Raw genomic sequence first — 19,334 nt, forward strand, 5'->3', positions numbered from 1 at the left:
GAACTATTCTTCGACTAAAAGAAGAAGAATGGAAACGAAGAACAGCCAACGGATGATTAGTGAAGCTATCCGAAAGATAGCTTTGGGGCGTAGCATTGACCGGGTGGATATGTCGCATTGCGGTACGGGCGGCGTAGGAACAGCCCGACTGATTCATGGGTATGTTGCAAAGGTGAATAGTGATGACGATGAATATCTCGGCACTATTGACGTGGGTGAATTTCCCGACGAGACCGCCAGTTCGGAGCCTATCATTCATAAAGGCGTGCTATTGTCAGGCTTACAGGATAATTCCGGTGGGTTCCTGATTATTCCCACCTTGTTTTCAGACGTTACAATCGTCACGGATGCGGCGACCAGATGCGCCTATGTTGTCAATTTCTCCCATGCGGACTTTATACAGATACTCGCTCACAAAGAGAGCGTGATCGGGGTGGCAGAGACCGAAGAACTGGATGCGGAGAGCAATGACTCGCCCGATTATGACCAGTTGGAGAAGACCGGCAATGAAAGTTCTACCCGATATACAGCCGAAAACATTCAGACTACCGTCAAAAATAAAGACGACAAGCAAGCCGAGATTACCGTTACGCCGGAAAGCATCGCCCAAAAGGTCGATAAATCCCAGCTTAACCAGACTACGGATAAGATTGAACAGAATGTAAACGGGACAACGGTCGTGGTAGCGGATAAGAAAGTCACCATTGGCGGTGAAGACGCAAGCGAACCGTTGGTGTTGGGGAACGCCCTTGCCCAACTAATGCTGGATTTCATCACAGAGTGCAGCAAAATAATGACACCCACTCTGATGGGCACCATGCCTGCCATTAACGCGCCCAATTTCCCCTCGCTGGCCTCTAAGATTCAGAAGTTCCTATCCCAAACCGCCTATACGAAATGAGTGTCATCCTATTACCCGATATTGAGGAATTAGACCCGAACAGCCTTTGTTATTCCATCTATTCCGAGTTGTACCACAATTTCTTTAATGCCCAGGATAAGAAAAGCGAGGATAACCCTTACGGCATCGAGGAAGGCGACGATACATCGATCCGTTTACGTAATACCGCTTATAACTTTGCTTCTGCCATAGCGGGAGCGGTTGCCGGAGAAGGCGGAGAAGGCGGTGGCGGTATTTTGCTGGATTACCTGAAAAAGACGGGCGGAAATATGACGGGGGCACTCCGGGCGAATTATGGCTTTGAAGCCGGTATGGGAAACACCCGGTTATTATGGGCCTATGAAGAAATCGCAGAAGACGGTGTAACCCCTGTTTACGGCTTGCAGGTATCCGGGGATATTCATATCGGCGGTAGCAACCTGTATCTTGGTGGCCGGCAATTTATCCGTTACAGTGCCGGGGATGGAATAGCGATCCTTGAGAATCCCGTGCTTTCATTCGGTAGTTCCAGCCTTTTCAGCCGTGGCGAGATGGTCTTTGGAGAGAGTAAAGCCAAAGGGGTGGCACTTTCACCGGATACGATCTATATCAAAGGTAAGGAAGTGTACCATGCCGGGAACGCCAATCTTGCTACAGTCAATTGGTCGATGCAAAATGCTACGGTGACTGGAACCCTTCAAGTTTCGGGCAATGTCACCCTCTTGAGTGAACTCTCGGCTTTGTATGGAGTAAAATTAGGCTTTGACGGTAAAACAGTCCTGCATATCCGTCAAGAAGAGGCACTGCTAAATGGCTTTCTCACGATTAACAGTGGGTACGGTGTAAAGATTGGTGATACGCCGGTGCTATTCCGTGTAAACGAAAGTGACATTCAACTTTCGTGTGATTACGGGCATTTGCTATTGGGAAGTGAGAATACCCAGCAGCTACGGCTTTTTGCCGGGCTGACCGATATAGACGGGGATAATATATTAATCAGTAAATACGGAGCGGCTTATTTCCCGGACTCCTTGCGGGTAGCCCATAACTATGGGGCAGATTTACTTTCCACCTACCGGGAAAACGATGACAACGAAGGTCTTGTCGTCCACAAGAGAATGCGGTTCGGCAGCAAGAGCGGTATGTTTCTATCCGGGGATGGGGAGAAAGTTTTGTTATCCGGCTTATCAGACCAAGCGGCTTTCGGATTCCGGGCCTCAACTTCTGTTTTCCAGTTACCGGAAAGCGGCTCACGTTCTTTCTATCTCCAGACCGGTTGTGATTTTATCACTTTCGACCAGGCGATAGAAGCAAAAAAATCGGTTGGAATTGACGGATCATTCACCCGATTGACAGACAAACACCTATTCTTCACCAGCGAAAACTACCTGTTATCCACCAGTGACGGAATTAAGCATTTTGGGAATGCCTATTTCCTGAACAGCCTCAGTTCGGAGCGTTTCTCTTCCGGCTTTGCCGGTTATGGTTGGGCGATACTGAAAAATGGTATAACAGGAAATATCGCGGCCACTTTTGACGAGTTGACCATCCGCAAGAAAATGCGGATTTACGAATTGGAGGTACAAAAAAATACGGCTACCAACGGTTCGCTTTGGGTCAGTGATTCATGCAGTGGTGATAACGTGGAAAGAATCAGTTAAGGATGTCAAAATACAATTATGCAACATATAAGATCATTATTGCCCCTGACTCGCATAAGACACAGGGATTGCAAGTTGGTGATGTTGTCCGACGGCAATACCGGGATGCGAACCTATTGATTTATTCGCTGATGATTGTTCTGGAAACCGGAACCGATATTATTAGTAGTAAAGAATCCCACTACTTTATCGGGGCACTGGTAGAAGGTGATGTTCCCCAAAACGGGGAACTGCTGGATTTTGTACGGGTTACCAATCTGTTTGACGAGCAGCGGAGCGGTGCATTATACCTGACAGCTTCCGACTCCAATTCTCCCTACCTGGATGTTATTGACGGCCTGGCAACGGAACGTTCGCTTTACCTGATGGATAAAAGCCGTTGTATCCATGCCGGTGAAATATTTGAGTTTCCGATTACGGACCGGGTTGCTTACCCTGAACGGATGGTGATTTCTTACCATATCCGGGCTTCCAAACCTCTGGCGAATGTTGCTCTTTCTTTTGGTTATTCGGACGGAAGCGAGACAGACGGCACGGATGCCGTAGATATATCGACCGAGTGGCAATATAAGCTAACCTTGATTACGGTCGACTATCCTCCCCAGTACGACCGTAAACTTACGATAGCCCCGGTTCTATCCGGTGAGGATTGGTGTGAGATTTCAGACCTGAACATTGTCCGTTTGTCGGATATTGCCACTTTTTCAGATTCGACTAAAACCCGCATCGGAAAAATTACGGGTATCATTGATCCGGTTTTCGGAATACTCAACGGGTATGGCGCTTATTTTCAAAACCTTTACGCTACCCGTAATGTGAATATCGCCGGAACACTGACAGCAGGAGATGCTAACGGCTACGCTTCAACTTTTTATGTGGGAAAAATTCATAAGAATGTTATTCCCGACTCTGTGGGTTGTCTTTTTTCCGGCGGCGTGGTTGTTGAAGAAAACAGCCCGGTTGGTATCGGCCATGCTATCCGTGTGGATAGAGATACGGAACTTACCGTACAATCCGTAGCCTGGCGGCGTGACCATGTAGGACAACGGTATAGTTTCTCCATCTGGATAAAATCGGATGCGGGGAAGATTTCTTTTTATCAGGACGAGCATTTCATCCGGGAGATAGAAATTACCGTTTCCGGAGAATGGCGACGGCATAAAGTCTCGTTTATCGTATCAGCATCCGAGCGTCCTGTTTTTACTGTTGGGATGAAAAGCGGGCTGAACGGGATATTGCTCACCGCACCACAAATGGAAAGTGGCGAAACTATTACCCAATACCAGCCCACGGATGCGCAATTGTCGTACACCGAAGATTACGGGGCATGGTTTTGCAAGGGCGGTATCGGTGGAACGATCCAAAACCCTTTGCTTCGTCTGAACGAGGATGGTTCGATTTGTTCCCGTGACGGTTCTTTTGTCATCCATGCGGACGGAACGGGGCATTTTGCCGGAGGCAAATTCAAATGGACGAAAGATGATATTGAATTGACGGATATGACTATTCGTTGGGGAGAATTGGATGAGGTGGCAAAGGATCAGATATTGTCTCAGGTCAAACCATCCAACATCCGGGCTTTTGTATCTTCAAATCTTCCTACCACTCAGATTTATAACCGTGAAACAAATGTATGGCAACCCAGTTGGGGGAATACACCTCTTTTGCTTACCCCTTCCCTGTACATTGACCGTTATGGGGAAACTGACCTGATAACGGAAGTTGCCGATTTGAGTTCCGGCAAACCGGGAATTAAGCCCGGTTCGACCTGCTGGTATAAAAACGGGGTGAAAATAGTGAGTGGACAGGATAGCTGTACGGTTGAAGGCTCAATGGGCAAGTATGTTCTCCGCATTAAGGCTAACCATATCGGTCCACATGCCCCCCAAATCCGCTATGCTTTTCAAGCAATCTGGCTGGATGGCAGCGGCAGTGAATATCCGATAAATGCAGATTTACAATTTACCCAATTGGTTAATCCCGGTTCTACCGTGGTGGCGGTGGCGTATGCACCTGACGGGAATATATTCAGAGATGGTGCCGGGCAGTTGCGGGCGCATTGCGATTTGTGGCGTGGAGCTAAAATAGACAATACGAATGTTGATTACCGTTGGGGAGTGAAAGATGAATCCGTTTTTGCCAATGCCCAACTTTCCATGTCGGCAAAAGCCGGTTCTTACACGATAGCCCTGCGTTCTGTGGCTAATATGATACCCGGAAGGACGATATACCTGATCGGCCACCATGCCCATGTGATACAATCGGTAGATGTTCAGACGAAAACGGTTACTCTCACTACACCACTTATCCGTGATTATGTGGTGAATGCCATTGTAACCACCCCTTTCTATGATTCCCTTTTAGGTCCCGGTTGGGCTTTGTTGAATGAAGAAAATCCCCGTGGGACCGTATCGGGTTGGAACACCAACGAGCTTGTGCTTTCCGCTGATGCGGTACGGAATTTTGAAACCTTCAAGTGCTCTATCAAAGATACGGACATGAGTGCCGGAAATGGTTTTGCCGGACAAATTGTGTGTGATATTCTTACGTTTACAGACCTTTCAGACCCTTATTTCGTGGAGATTACAGGAAAAAAAGGATTTATCGTCAAGAACGATGGAAATGATATAGAGGCCCGTGCCGTTGTGTACCGTTCCGGAGATGAGAAGGATGTAAACGGCATGGTATATCATTATAACTGGAAGCTGTTTAACGCAGAGGGAACGCAGGTTGTCCGAAGTTATCAGGGCAAGCAAATCACCGTATCCAAAGATGACATTAGTGTCCGGGGTGCCCTGATGTGCGAGGTGTACGACGCTCAAAGGCTAATCGCCCGTGGTCAGGCTTCCCTTAGTGAGTTATCTGACGGTGAGGATGCTTACTCGGTACAAATCCTGACGGACAACGGGACTAATTTTATCAATGGGAACATTACGACTACACTCATTGCTTATGTCTATCAGGGTGGAGAGGATATTACGAACAGCCTTAGCGACAATCAATTCAACTGGTTTAGAATTTCCAACAATCCCGACGGAGATACCGTCTGGAACGAGCTTCATGCCGGAATTGGCCGGAACGTAGCCTTAACCGATGAAGATGTGTTCCGCCGGGCGACTTTTACGTGTGAAGTAATCATTCATTAAATCATTATAAATTATGGCAGTTATTTCAAGAGGACAAATCACGATTGTGGATTTAAACGATGGTAAATCCATTAATCTTTATCTGGGCAGCAATGTAGCTACGACTCAGATATTTAACAAAGAAAACAGTAGTTATACTCCTTCCTGGTCAGCTTCCCCTTTCCTGGTGATTACTCCAGAGATCTATGTGACGGGCGTCGGTACAAACCAGGTATCGAGGCTGAAAGGAACACCCGTATGGAAAATAAACGGTTCAACCACTCTTTCCACTTTCGGAGCGACAGCGGCAACAGTTTCCCCCTATGCTTTAACTATCAAAAACAACATGACCTCGGTCAATCAGCTTCAAGTGGAATGTGAGGTGACTTATGTCGATCCGGATACGGGGGCCGAAACAAAAGCAAAAACCTCTATCACTTACACAAAGACCATAAACGCCGGTCAATTGATTTGTGCGATAGCTTATGCCCCGGAAGGGACTGTATTCAAAAACGGTGCATCCGCGACTTTGAAAGCTCATTGTGACATGTGGCGAGGTTCCACTATCGACAATACAAATGTCACTTATAAGTGGTATAAGCTGGGTAGTGGAAACTGGACGGAAATCACCTCTGCCAATGCCGGAGGCATTACCGGATATACAACGAATGAAATCACCATTCCCGAATCGGCGGTATTGAATTTCGACAGCTTCAAATGCACAATCAAAGATACGGATGCTGCCAGCGGTACTTACAATACCACAGTAAGCGATATTATCTCGTTTGCGGATATGAGCGACCCTTACCAGGTTGAAATCACCGCTCCGGCAGGGACTACCCTTACCTCGGGACTAACCTCTACCATCCTGACCGTGAATTGCTGGCAAAACGGAGAATTGCTTCCGGATTCTTTTTTTACGGGAGCAACCTGCACTTGGCGGAAATTCAACAAACTGGGTGTACAAGATACTGCCTGGGGGACATCGGGTATTAAGACAGGACGTACCCTGACCGTCACCCGTGATGAAGTGACTGTAGCCGCAACATTCACCGTAGAAATCAGCAAGTAAAGTATGGCACTGATAGCAAGGGGACAAATTACGATACGTGTCGCAGTTGACACTTATTCCGTTTATCAGACCATTGATAAGGCGGCTATTGCGTGTGACCATACGGGAAAGGTATTGAGTTCGCTTGTTATCCACTCGGTTATATCAGTACGCCAAGGAGAAACCCCGGTAAGCGGATTCAATATCGGGGCTATCTCCACCCCAACCGGATTTACCTCGATTACCGTCAATCAGAGTACAAAGACCGTTTCTTATACGGTATCCGGCGGAAACAGCACATTGGCAGATACAGGAACGATAAGCATTCCGGTTGTGGTTAATGGTCAGACTTTTACAATTTCTTTCGGCTGGTATAAGGTAAGGTCCGGAGCACCGGGTAATCCGGGTGTGGATGCGAGCCTGCTGGATTGGGTAGCTGATTGGAACAGCGGTAAAACAGTCATTGACGGTCAAAGTCTTATTACGCCAAAGATTTTTGCCGGGATGAAGAACAGTAACGGTACCGTGACGGGAATGGCAATAGGGCGTTTTGCCCTGAGTACCCGTAACGCTTCGGGTACGATAACCAAAGAAACGGTAAACGGTATCTATGGATTTGCGGATGGAAAGAAAACATTCGCAGTCGAAGCCAGCGGGAATGTACAATTGGGCAATGGGAATGAGTACATTAAGTATAATGTATCGACAGGAAAAGTGGAATTCGGTTCAAACGTGAGCCTGAATTGGGTTAATGCTATTAGCCAGGCCAAAACAGAGGCTATTAATAGTGCCGCCAATACTGCACAAGTTAAAGCGGACGCAGCCAAAGCTGCCGCTATTTCAACCGCTGCGTCCAATACAGATACAAAAATCAGTGAACTCCAAGTAGGTAGCGACAATCTGCTACCGAACGGTGATCTGCGGTATTATTCCAACAATAATAATATTGGCTGGGATAACGCACTGAATGGAACTTATGTAATTCAGAATTGGGGTTCGGGTTATAATAGCGGGGTCACTGCCCCTACAACGGGTTATCATGCGCACCTGAATATTTCTAAATTTGGTTTTTCCGTATTGGAGTTTATAAATAAAAACTCTATTTATAATCAGACAAAACGTTGGATGGGAATCTCAACTGCTGTTCACCAGAAAGAGAAACTGATGCCGGGTTGCCGTTACACTTTCTCGGCAGATTTGATGGTTGATACAGCGGGGATGATTATCCACGGAGGGATTTACAGCACTAAGGTCGGAAAGACGGCTGCCGCTTTCAGCAGTGGTTCTTACTCCCTTGGTCCGTCCCGAATAAACCAATGGCAACGGGTATCCTATACCTTTACCCTGGATGCCGAGATTGATTTGACGAAACCTATTTCTTTCTATATTTACGGACATTCGGGTGCGGAGGGTATCGCCCATGTAAAGAATATCTCCTTACAATTAGGGACGAAAGGTTCATGGGGGCGTTGTCAGGCAGACATAGAGAAAGATGTAGCCGATGCTAAAAAAACCGGAACAGATGCCCGTACTGTGGCCGATGCCCTAACAAATAAAGCCAATACGGAAGGCTGGGCTACAAAATTGACCTATATAGGCTCTACCGGCATCTTTACAGGCACATTGTCTGCCAATACGGTAAATACCATCCGCATCAATGCTTCACAAATTACGGCGGGAACAATCGCCGCCGCCCGTATCGATGTGAATGCGTTGAAGGCTTCGCTAATCACGGCTGGAAATATTGAGGCTCTCACGCTGAATGTCACCAAAGGAAAAATCGGAGGTTGGTCGTTAGATGCCGATTCGATTTTCAGGGGAACAAAAAACAATGCTTCGGGAGGTTATACTTCTGCTTCGGGAAGCATAACCATTGGTTCAACGGGTATCCGTGGAATGAAATGGCGTTTGGAATCAACCGGCGCCGGGGCTATTGCCGGAAGTAATATTGTATGGGATGCAGCCGGGAACGTGACTTTTTCTGCTGGTGTGAGGTTGTTGTGGAGCAATGCTGCTGTTACCGCCGCCAATAGCGGTAAACTTTATGTCCGTGGCACAGGTCTGAATCATTCGGCTACCCGTAAGGTGGTGTTAAACGGCACTGTCGTGAATGAATCGAGCGCAAGAGGATTAACCTTGACCGTCATTGCCCGTGATACGCTGGTAGTCAATTCGACAACGAATTATGATGTTTACAGTAGTGATACGAATTGTAATACATTGGCGACTGCTTTAAATGCACTGGGGGCAGATAAGATTGTGATATTGACCTCTTATGATGCTATCCGGATTAATGCCGCGCTAAACACTGCCATCCAACGGTGTGGTGGTAGTGACCGCCTGATTACCGATGCCCGTAACCCGTTTGCTTTTATCGGTATTCCGGGTATCGGGAAAAATAACGGGTTGTTTGCCCTGTATGGCCTGGAAGCAACAGAACCTTATGCCGAGTTATCGACGCTGGTGGTGAATGGCATTCCCCAAGGCATCTCCGTAAACGGACAACGCAATACTTTTATCAACGGTAGCGGTATTTATACGGGTACACTGAACGCCAACCAAATCTCTGCCGGAACGATTGACACTTCCCGCCTGAATACCACAGAATTGAAAGCTACACTGATTACTGCCGCCAATATCCAGGCTTTGACTCTAAATGTGACCAAAGGTACTATTGGCGGTTGGACGATTGGTAGCACCACCTTGTCTGGCGGACAGATTGTACTGGATAAAGCTAACAAGCGTATTGCCGTTTTCGGTGCTTCTTCGAGTAGTACCAGCGGTCACCGGGTACAGTTGTATTATAATAGTAACACGGATTTCGGGCTTTATGCGACTAATTCAGCCGGGACGATTGTTGCCCAGATAGGAAGTACCAACCGGATTGCAGGTTGGGTATTCGACACGATACAAATTTACAAGAATAATGTTTATCTAAGTTCAGACGGCAGCATCTATAATGGAATGAAATGGCGATTAAATAATGACGGTTCGGGTCGGATTGCCAATGGTAACATTATTTGGGATGCTGCCGGGAATGTTACTTTCGGCGATTCTGTTTCTTTGAAGTGGAAGAATGATATTGAGGCTGCGAAGACTGCCAATTATGGTTATCGTTATTACAAAAAAATTGTGATAAACGGTGAGTCAGGAAAGTATTATCCGGTGGTGTTCAAAGGAGGAGACCAAAGCCACAAACGAACTATTCTTATTCGCCGTGCTTATTCGGAGCAAGCCCCGTCTGACTGGGACAGTAAAAGTGCTACCCACATGGGCGGCCTGATTTTGTCCATCATGGCTAATTTCGGTGGTTGGGGCGGTGCTTCGTACTCGTGGGACATTTATGAGTTGTCGGAGTGTTATTCCCGTATGTTTGCCGGTGCCGCCATTTGTGGAAATAGCTGCATGTTCGCTATTTTTCTGAGAGGCGGTGGTACGACGGGAGCCGTTTATCATATTTACTCGGACCAGACCATTGAAAACGGTTCGTATAGTCCTTCGCCTATTCCTTCCGCTCCACAAATAGCTTATGCTTCCGATCAGATTTTTCAGTCGGGAGATTATAAGGCTTATGCACCGGCTCCCCGTACATTAACAGCTTCGGTGGAGGAAGAAATTCGCCGTCACCGGTTTATTGTATTGGCACAAGGTAACGATTCAACGTTGACCGCTCATCCATTGACATATATCGGCAGTACCGGAATTTATACGGGAACGCTGACCGCTAATCAAATCAATGCCGGGACTATCAGTGTTGACCGGATAGCCGCAGGCAGCATTACTTCGTCCAAACTGGATGCGTCCAGTATTAAGGCAAATATAATTAACACCTCCTATATTAACGGATTAAGCTGCACATTTACCAAAGGAAGTATCGGTGGCTGGACGATTGGCAGTGATAATATTTCAAATGGCAATCTGGGTGTTGTAGGTGCTACGCCTATCCAAATCCGGAAAGCTGCGGCAGGTAGCGGTTACTGGTACACGGGTGCTTACAAACCTCTCGGTATCACAATGACCTGGCACCAATCCAACAATGCGGGGCATATTGTATTCGGACAGGTCGCCGCTTCGGGCAGTACTGTAAAAACCGGCTTTATCGGTATTCAGATGATGTCCTGGGATCATCTGGAATATTTCTGTTTATCTGCCAATTACAGCCGTTCGGGGAGTAAAGAAGTCTATAACCGCATTGCGGGATGGGCTTTTGACAATCAAAGCATCTGGAAAAACAGTGTTTATCTGGGCTCGGATGGTAGTCTTTATAATGGAACAAAATGGCGTTTGAACAACGACGGGTCCGGACGTTTGGCAAACGGGAATATTGTCTGGGATGCCAGTGGTAATGTGAGCTTCGGCTCGTCCGTAACATTAAACTGGACGAATGCCGCTACGAATGCCCTGAATCAGGCAAAGAGCTATGCGGATACCAAAAAGACAGAAGCAATCAACAGTGCGGCCACAGACGCCACTAATAAAGCCAACGCAGCGAAAGAGCTGGCTTCGGCGATGGCATTTGGCAAGATGTTATACCGTGATCCGACATTTTACAATGGTCAGAATGGCATAAACGTGTATAATAACAGCGGTAACGGCACGGTTACGATAGCCCGTATTTCTGACAGTACGGCCCCAAATGACAGCAAATATGTATTGAGGATTGTCAATACCGGCAGTGCTTCTCCGGGTTGCGGTGGTTTTTATTTTGGCAACGGTTGTTCGTACCGGAAAGTTTTTATCGCCCGTATCATCGCCAAAATCCCTGTGGGAAGAAATATCCAATGGGCTTCAAATGCTATTGGCAGCGGAGGTTCGTCGAAATGGCTGACTTCCAGGGCAGGAACGGGTGATTGGGCAGAATATGTGTATAAAGTGACTTGTGGAACCAGTAGCTTTTCTTCAACTAACTTTTTTTATATAGAAGGCTCGGCGACATTGACTTGGTACGTGGCTTACGCGACGGTTTTCGATGTGACTTCGACAGAGAAATATACGACGACCATTGATGCCAACGGAATTTACACTTCCACGCTGAATGCCAATCAAATCACTGCCGGAACGATTAGTGCAGACCGTATTGCTGCGGGAAGTATCAATTCAACGAAGTTGGATGCTGCCAGTATTAAGGCAAACATCATAAACACAAGCTATATAAATGGTTTGACTTGTACGTTTGTCCGTGGAAGTATCGGGGGGTGGAACCTCTCTTCAAGTTCCATCGCAGCTTCTTCTCCGAGTTCGGGGCACCGGGTGGTATTTAGCAGTAGCGGATATATGTACAATGACAACCCATCTACGGGCATTGATTACTGGGGATTAAAGTCTGACGGTTCGGCTACCTTCGGCTACGGGAAAATATCTTTTGCCGCCGACGGTTCCGGTCGTCTGGCCAATGGGAATATTACGTGGGATGCAGCCGGAAATGTACAGGCCAAAAATGCCATTTTTAATAATGTTCGTATTCAGGGAAGCGTGCGGAATAAGTTTGTACTGAACGATTCTTCTATCTGGATAGGTGGCGACACCTCTACCCAGGAGAATTTCAACAACTACGATAATATCGTGGCAATCCGTGGCTCCTGGGACGAGAGCATCGCCTTACCGTGGTCATTGGAACAAAGCGGACGAAGGGTGACGCTGGTAAACTATAAATGGGGAAGTAATACCACAGTCGGCTATATGACAATAACTGCCCCCAGCGGAAAATATTTTTTTGAGGATGGTATTCAGAAAACATCCATCACTTTCTCCCGTGAACTTGTCGAGTTGCTCGGTTACGGTGACAATGCCACTTTTTTCGGCTGGATCGTCATTAATCGCAGAGATATGATGTGTACGGGAAAATACGGCAGTTTTCTTCAAGTGCTGGCTTCGGGGATTGTCACTTTATCGGGGACGAGCGTTTCATTAAAACAGAAGACTTTCGACGGCTCAAGAATGTCCGTCAGCCGTACCGGAACCGGACGTTATACTGTATATCTGCCGTGGAGCCTGAGTAGTAACTTTTTCGTTCAAATGACCGGTTACTATACGGGAACTCCTATATATGCCACCATTATGGGAATTTACAGCTCTTATTTTTATGTACAAACACAAGACGATTCCTCTGCAAACGAAGGTTCATTCTGTTTTCAAGTTTTTAGCACGGCAGACTGGTCATAAGATAAACTTTTTATGTGAGTATGCTCTATTCTGAATGAAATCATTTTTAATTATGAATATAACAAATACTGTTTTAACAAAAACGGCGGAAGAGACGACCGCCAATGCGACTTACATCATTGAGTATGTACTGATTAATGAAGTGCTAACCCGTATCCACGCCACTGTGCAAGCCTTTCAGCCCGACGGAATAGAAAAGCTGGATGTCGGATATATCACTTACGAGAACGGGAATATCTTTTGTAATCTGACCGAGCAAGGCAAGCCCTCCCTCTATTTTCTCGATTTTGAGAAATTCGTTGAGAAAATCAAAGAGAGTGCCGGAGAAATGCAGCAGCCGGAAAACATTTCCGACAGATAGCCACTATTCGTTTTAAGTAAACCATTAAAAAAGTAAGCATGGAACTAACAGTAAAAGACCGGCTGTATATCCCGGCACTATTACCTAAAGAGGGTAACTTTAAGCAATTCAATCTGAAGAAGGAGATTGCACGCAAAATCGAGATTTCAGATTCCGAACGTGGGGAGATTCATCTAAGAGAGAATGCTGAGACCAAGCGTATCGAATGGGACGTTGAGAAAGAGACTCCGCTTTCTATTGAATTTTCTGCTGACGAGGGCGAATATCTGAAACAGGTGTGTGAAAAAATTTCAGACGAGAGTTTGCCGGATGATATGTGGGCTACTGTCGAGAAAATTTTCGATGGTCTGACTGTCTAAATTAAACCATTCCTGCCCTTTCACTCTATTCTTCGGATAGAGTGAACTTTCCCGGTCGCTCAGACAAAGCAGCCGGGATTTTTTTTTCAAACTATGGCAAGACAAGATATACAGATTGACACGCAATACGGCGAATTGAAAACGACCGACAATATTGTCGGTAAAACGCTCTATGACCTTGTATTGCCGGATTATGTGGAAGGCGCTGATAACGATAATTATATTTATGGCGATGTCTTTCTTCCAAAAGGAAGCGAGAAGCGGGTACAGGATGGCTTTCAGGCACACGTCTATTTGCCTTATGCCCCGCAATATAAAGAACTGATGCTCCGGTTCCGTATCGGTGATACAGACGATAATCCGGAATATGTGATAAACCGGACAACCAACCAGCTTTGGTATCCGGTTGTTTTGCCCGGTGGTGAAAGTATCCGGTTGGCGGAGTTCCGGCGATTGAACAGCGAAAACTATTACAATCTGATTTTATCTAAAGGGCGGCTTGAGTTGTATAGCGGGCATGAGACGGACTTGCTGATTAAAGCCTCGTTGCCGCAGAACGAAACCTTTTTGTTGAAAGCCTCTGCGGGAACTCTTTACCAGCATCCCTTGACGGGTGTCGGGCTGATTGATTACCTGCATGGGAACTTTGAAAATACGGGACTGGCAGCCAAGCTGCAAAGTGAGTTTGAGGCGGACAATATGATTATTGTCAATGCTTATATGGATTCAGCGACAGGAGAATTATTACTGGAAGTAAAAGAGAAAAATGGGTAGATACAGCGTTATTGCAGGACAGAACCTCTACGATGTGGCCATCCACACCTACGGAGCCATTGAAGGAATTACCGATTTGCTGGTAAATAATGAATTCCTTTCGCTGGATGACGATTTACAATCCGGCGACGAGTTGGTTTATACGGATGATTACCAAATAGACCGGGAAGTCGTTGCCTATTATCAAACGCATGGCATCACTCCGGCTTCGGGAGAATTGCATGTCTATCCCAAAGTCTTCACACTTCCTTTGGCTATCGAGCTTTATCTGGCGAATACGGAAATCAGTGCCGGTTTTTCCATATCGGGCCGGGGAAAACTGGAAATTGACTGGGGGGACAACTCCGCAGCCGAGATAATCCCGCTGACGGGAAAGGCGGTACAAACCAACCATCTTTTTGATTGTCCGGTAGGTGGTAAACGAAAAATTTCACTGTATATGGAAGGTTCATTGCAATCCTTTGACCTCACGGGATTTCACCCGTCGGAACTGTATATATTAAAACCTCTTTCCGTGGAACGGTTTACCCTGCGGAACGCCGTATTATCCATCGTCAGCCTGCCCATGTTCCCAGGAGTGTATGATGTATGCCTGGACGGGTTGAAAACGGATGTCCTGACTCCACTACTGGAACTGAAAAACCTGATGAGGCTTTCGCTGTGCGGAACGGTTTACCGCCAGCCCACGATAGACGCTTACCTGACGGGGTTAGTTACCCGGCACGACAACCGGCGCAGTTGCCAAATAACGCTTCAATGCCAGCCTTCGGGCACGTACCGGGAACCTGCAAAGGATGTAAACGGGCGGTATGTAATCGGCTCAGGCATGGAAGCCATTTGGGTACTGACGCATGAAGAAGCCTGGAACGAAGGTTCACCCTGGGAATTTATTATTAACGGTTTAATTTATAAGTATGAGCAGAACGATACAGCAAATATATGATGAAGCGGTACGGGAACGCAATAAGCGCCTTGAACTTTCTGAATTCGCAAGTGATTCAAAACTTTCTATTCTGAACGGTATTACGTGGACTTTTGCGGCGGTGGTATTCAGTTTCGAAAGCCTGCTCGATGTTTTTGCCATCGACATATCGAATATTCTGAATAACCGGATTAACGGAACGCCCACCTATTATATCAACGCCTTACTGCAATACCAGCAAGGTGACGAACTGGTGATGCGTGAAGACGGGTTGGCATTCGGATATAACCAGACTGACCCGACGAAACAGATTATTACGCAAGCCTCCTATATGGAAAGCCATGATGACGTGAATCTGGATAATAAATTGATATTAAAGGTTGCCACGGGTGACAAAGGGAACCTGCACGCTATCCCGGCAGAGGAACTGGTACTGATTCAGTCGTATATCAACCGGATTAAGTTTGCCGGAACCCGTATTGAAGTAACCAGCCAGGAAGGGGATATTCTGATTCCCCGTTTGTCGGTTTACTATGACGGTGCTGTTTTGGAGTCGGATATTTACGACTTGATTGAGGAACAGCTTAATACCTATATGCTGAGTATCAAATTTGACTCGACCATTTATGTGTCGGATATTATTGCAGCCATCCGTAAAGCCGAACATGTAACAGACGTTTATATCGATGCAGCAGCGCAACCGGAACAAGGAGTTTTTATCGCTCCTTATGACAGTGACGGTCATTTGACACCGGCCCGGCGTATCGGACGGATGAGCCATACCTTTTCGGGTTACTTGAAACAATCGGGTGGAGAAGGTGAAGAAAAAGGGATTCCCAATTTCCGGGAAGCTATCAAACTAATTGTAGACCATAATGAAGAGGTATAAACTCCCTATCGACAAACTGGTAAACCGGCTTGTGCCTTATTACCTGAACGGACGCCGGTACATCCTACTTCTGCAAAGTCTGGCTTACCCCTTGCAAACGCTGAACGAGCGTTTTATGGCTTTTGCCAAAGATAAGCATATTGAAGCCCGGATGACCTCGCAGATTATTTGCTTTGAGTGGTATCTCAATTATAAGTTCGGGCGTTACCTCGCTGATTCCACCGACCGTATTTTTCTGTCGGAAAGCGTGTCGCTGGGTGTGGATTTATACCATGAAAACGCTGTACATGGCCGCCCGTTCACTGTCTGGAAAGAAGGTGAGGCTGTCTTGGCTTCCAATCCACAAGAAAAGCCCAGGGAGTTTTACCGTATAGCGGAAGAACGCGCCATCAATAAAGTGAGTTTTATGGTAAACGTTCCCCCCATTAAAATACCCACGAAAGAGTTTGTCTACCAGCTTTCTTATGTGGTAAACACCTATAAGGTAGCCGGGAAAACGTATTTAATCAAGATTGACGGAGAAGAAATTGCACCTAATAACAACACTAAAATATGAAAGAATATATAGCAGAAACCGGCGGAAGATATACCTATTCGGACGATGTGCTGAATTTGCAGGAACTGGCGTTGAGCTTGACCGCCCTTTTTTCAGAATGTCCGGCCTTTGTCATTTCCGGCTGCCAAACCGAAGGCAATACGATTACCCCCGGCTACGTGTGGCTGGGTGGCAAGATCCGCCATTTCGAGGGCGCGAATCCGGCAGGTTTCCCATATTTCATTTATGAGACCAACACGAACGAATCAATTGTCTATGCCAATGAAATCAATAAACGCGGGCGTTGTTGCTATCTGTGTGCCGGAGGAACCGCCGTGCCGCAAGTAACCGATCCGGTAACGGGATTGCCGCCTCAATATCTGGAACTTAGCCGTGAGTATGCTCCCCGGCTCAACGAGAAGTTTGTCGGACGATACGCCTTGTTGCTGGATTCCCCGGCTTCCCGTCAGAAAGTGAAAAAGGATGTTACTTTCAGCGGGGAAGTAACGGTCGAAAAGACGTTGAAATCAACCAAAGAAATCAGCACCCAGGGAAGTGGCGGTCGCAGTCTCCGCAGCCGGGTAAAGGAAAACGGTGAAAGCTCTTTAGGAGCCTACCTGAATGAATTGCTGACGGCAGAAATCGTGTTGAATACGGACGGTTCGTTTTCTTTTCTGAAAGGAACGACGGAATTAGCCCGACTGGATGAAAACGGATTTTGTTGTGATGCGATGAACCTGAAACGGGGACGAATCGGGAGTGGCTATTTATACCAAAACCATCTGATTAATATTGGTGACGATACCGATGACGGTTCTATCAATATTAACCATTGCGGATATAACCAGACTACCAGCCGTTTTCGGAACTTCAACGTGTACGACGGTAAAAAGTGTTCCATACCCTTGTTTCAGGTAGAAGGAAAGACAAAGACAGTTTCCGTGAACGGCTCTTTCCAGGTTTGCGGCAATGGATGTGGCTATGTCTTGCGTAATACTTCCTTTGCCAAAGGCGATCCGGAGCTGACCGCCATCATTGAATGGCAAGACCGGGACAAAACGCCCATCGCCTCGCTGGGATACCTCACTACCAGTACAAATGATTTTACAGTGAGTAACTTATTCGGGAATCTGGTTTTTCTCCCGAAGGGATTTATAGACCTTTCCGGGGAAGTACGGATGAAAGGGACGGATATTTATTCGATTTTTGTCACCCAAAAGAATTTTGATGATGCGCTTGCAAAAAAAGTGTCGGTGGTCAGCGGTAAACAGTTATCAACAGAAGATTTTACGACTACATATAAAAAGAAACTGGATGCCATTTCGAACGGTTCTATCGGTGATGGAGGTACGGGTTATGTGACTGCCGACGATGTAGCCGATGCCCTGAAATACAAGTTGAATGTCAGTAGTAACCTGGATGACTTGTTTGACAAAGGCGTTGCCCGGATGAATTTATCTGTCTACTCCAAAAGTGAGACAGACGGTAAATATTTGACTATTAAAGGTAAACTTACGGAGCTTATCAATCTTTCAGCGGATGAGATCAACGGCATGAGCCCCGAACAGGCTGCTGCCCGTAAAGCGGAGAAACAAGCTGAGATTCGGGTAAACCTTGATGCGGAGAAACGAGGGACGGGAGATTTAAAGTTATCCAAAAGCTCCAATTTGTCGGATTTACCGGATAAGGCACAAGCCCGAAAAAATATCAGCGTGTATTCGACTACCGAAATTGATAAGATGCTGGAAGGCAAACTAAGTTCGGACGGCGCTTATACGGGTGCGATATTTACCGAAACGCTGAAAAAGAAGCTGGAAGGAATTAAAACAGGCAGTTTTGCCTATACAGACAACACGGGTGCCAGCTATGCCCAAGTAGAGGGGTATGTGCCGACCTCCCAAGTTGTCAAAGAGTTGGCAAAAAAAGCCAATCGGTTACTGGACGGGTATAATTCTTCGGATAAAGATACCATCGCCGCAAATTTGGGTTTATATACCAAAAGCGTATCGGACAGTCGTTTTGCAGTGGTTGAAACGTTGTTCCAAGACTACATTACTTTTCTTGTGAAATCGGGAAAGACTACCGCCCAAGCGCAGCAAGCACTCCGAGATAAATTCGATGTATTTTCCAAGAAGGAAGTAACAGACAGTTATTTGCGCAAGGACGGAAAGCTATCGGATTTATCCCTGCCAAACGCTGATGCCAAGAAGTTGGCGTGCCGTAGCCTGGGGGCGGCTTATGCCGATGACTACCAGACCAAGATAAGCGACACGGGGTGGTTGCAGATGAACAATTCCGGTAGCGGCACGGACACCCGGCAGCTCTTTATCCGGCAAATCGGAAATATCGTCAGCATCCAGGGGATTATTAACACCGCACAAAGGGACGGCAGCAACATGGGCGGTGTAGTGGCCGTGATTCCCAATCAGATACAACCTCCCAAATACGGGTTGCGTTGCGCTTTATGCGATTACAATGATGACCACAAATATAACCGGGGTTCGTCCTTTATTATCCGGGCCAACTCCCGCAGTATCCAGCTTTACGAAAGTGGTTGGTATAACGTATCCACAGAAATTAATTTCACCTATTTTGTGTAAATATGAAACGAGTAA

The 19,334-nt window shown here is 46.6% G+C and carries 12 protein-coding genes; all 12 read left to right on the forward strand.

The window, feature by feature from the left end; all coding sequences use genetic code 11:
• The first annotated feature begins 28 nt into the window (after window positions 1-28).
• The 12 genes from RDN79_RS04425 to RDN79_RS04480 all read left to right on the forward strand — a co-directional run bounded on the left by RDN79_RS04425 (window position 29) and on the right by RDN79_RS04480 (window position 19,319).
• On the forward strand, window positions 29-901 hold the full coding sequence (locus RDN79_RS04425; protein WP_298552804.1) for a hypothetical protein: 873 nt from the start codon (window positions 29-31) through the stop codon (window positions 899-901).
• Window positions 898-2,541 (forward strand): hypothetical protein, encoded by a 1,644-nt coding sequence (locus RDN79_RS04430; protein WP_298552807.1) that lies wholly within the window; start codon window positions 898-900, stop codon window positions 2,539-2,541. Before RDN79_RS04425 ends, RDN79_RS04430 begins: the two co-directional genes overlap by 4 nt.
• Window positions 2,542-2,543: 2 nt before the next feature.
• Window positions 2,544-5,687: a hypothetical protein gene (locus RDN79_RS04435; protein ID WP_298552809.1), complete on the forward strand. Its 3,144-nt coding sequence runs from the start codon at window positions 2,544-2,546 to the stop codon at window positions 5,685-5,687.
• A gap of 13 nt (window positions 5,688-5,700) precedes the next feature.
• A complete protein-coding gene (locus RDN79_RS04440) occupies window positions 5,701-6,738 on the forward strand; it encodes a hypothetical protein (protein ID WP_298552810.1) in 1,038 nt (345 codons plus the stop codon).
• A 3-nt stretch (window positions 6,739-6,741) separates the two neighbouring features.
• Window positions 6,742-12,879 (forward strand): interleukin-like EMT inducer domain-containing protein, encoded by a 6,138-nt coding sequence (locus RDN79_RS04445; protein ID WP_298552811.1) that lies wholly within the window; start codon window positions 6,742-6,744, stop codon window positions 12,877-12,879.
• A gap of 52 nt (window positions 12,880-12,931) precedes the next feature.
• Entirely contained in the window at window positions 12,932-13,240 is a 309-nt protein-coding gene (locus RDN79_RS04450; RefSeq protein WP_057256197.1) for a hypothetical protein, read from the forward strand.
• Window positions 13,241-13,278: 38 nt separating this feature from the next.
• A complete protein-coding gene (locus RDN79_RS04455; RefSeq protein ID WP_298552812.1) occupies window positions 13,279-13,599 on the forward strand; it encodes an RNA-binding protein in 321 nt (106 codons plus the stop codon).
• 93 nt (window positions 13,600-13,692) lie between these two features.
• Window positions 13,693-14,373 carry a hypothetical protein gene (locus tag RDN79_RS04460; RefSeq protein WP_298552814.1) on the forward strand — a complete coding sequence of 227 codons (681 nt, stop codon included), beginning with the start codon at window positions 13,693-13,695 and terminating at the stop codon, window positions 14,371-14,373.
• Window positions 14,366-15,316 (forward strand): hypothetical protein, encoded by a 951-nt coding sequence (locus RDN79_RS04465; protein ID WP_298552816.1) that lies wholly within the window; start codon window positions 14,366-14,368, stop codon window positions 15,314-15,316. The genes RDN79_RS04460 and RDN79_RS04465 overlap by 8 nt, the downstream gene beginning before the upstream one ends.
• The gene (locus tag RDN79_RS04470) at window positions 15,288-16,184 is read left to right on the forward strand and encodes a hypothetical protein (RefSeq protein WP_298552819.1); all 897 of its coding nucleotides are present in this window, start codon (window positions 15,288-15,290) and stop codon (window positions 16,182-16,184) included. Before RDN79_RS04465 ends, RDN79_RS04470 begins: the two co-directional genes overlap by 29 nt.
• Entirely contained in the window at window positions 16,171-16,740 is a 570-nt protein-coding gene (locus RDN79_RS04475) for a hypothetical protein (protein ID WP_298552821.1), read from the forward strand. The genes RDN79_RS04470 and RDN79_RS04475 overlap by 14 nt, the downstream gene beginning before the upstream one ends.
• On the forward strand, window positions 16,737-19,319 hold the full coding sequence (locus RDN79_RS04480; RefSeq protein WP_298552823.1) for a hypothetical protein: 2,583 nt from the start codon (window positions 16,737-16,739) through the stop codon (window positions 19,317-19,319). Before RDN79_RS04475 ends, RDN79_RS04480 begins: the two co-directional genes overlap by 4 nt.
• The last annotated feature ends 15 nt before the right edge of the window (window positions 19,320-19,334 follow it).

Origin of the sequence: uncultured Parabacteroides sp. (assembly GCF_902493135.1) — a bacterium.
Taxonomy (GTDB): Bacteria; Bacteroidota; Bacteroidia; order Bacteroidales; family Tannerellaceae; genus Parabacteroides.

Bases quoted from the DNA above. Each gene is read 5' to 3' on its own strand.
- RDN79_RS04425 (WP_298552804.1), top strand. From the start codon at position 29: ATGGAAACGAAGAACAGCCAACGGATGATTAGTGAAGCTATCCGAAAG.
- RDN79_RS04430 (WP_298552807.1), top strand. From the start codon at position 898: ATGAGTGTCATCCTATTACCCGATATTGAGGAATTAGACCCGAACAGC.
- RDN79_RS04435 (WP_298552809.1), top strand. From the start codon at position 2,544: ATGTCAAAATACAATTATGCAACATATAAGATCATTATTGCCCCTGAC.
- RDN79_RS04440 (WP_298552810.1), top strand. From the start codon at position 5,701: ATGGCAGTTATTTCAAGAGGACAAATCACGATTGTGGATTTAAACGAT.
- RDN79_RS04445 (WP_298552811.1), top strand. From the start codon at position 6,742: ATGGCACTGATAGCAAGGGGACAAATTACGATACGTGTCGCAGTTGAC.
- RDN79_RS04450 (WP_057256197.1), top strand. From the start codon at position 12,932: ATGAATATAACAAATACTGTTTTAACAAAAACGGCGGAAGAGACGACC.
- RDN79_RS04455 (WP_298552812.1), top strand. From the start codon at position 13,279: ATGGAACTAACAGTAAAAGACCGGCTGTATATCCCGGCACTATTACCT.
- RDN79_RS04460 (WP_298552814.1), top strand. From the start codon at position 13,693: ATGGCAAGACAAGATATACAGATTGACACGCAATACGGCGAATTGAAA.
- RDN79_RS04465 (WP_298552816.1), top strand. From the start codon at position 14,366: ATGGGTAGATACAGCGTTATTGCAGGACAGAACCTCTACGATGTGGCC.
- RDN79_RS04470 (WP_298552819.1), top strand. From the start codon at position 15,288: ATGAGCAGAACGATACAGCAAATATATGATGAAGCGGTACGGGAACGC.
- RDN79_RS04475 (WP_298552821.1), top strand. From the start codon at position 16,171: ATGAAGAGGTATAAACTCCCTATCGACAAACTGGTAAACCGGCTTGTG.
- RDN79_RS04480 (WP_298552823.1), top strand. From the start codon at position 16,737: ATGAAAGAATATATAGCAGAAACCGGCGGAAGATATACCTATTCGGAC.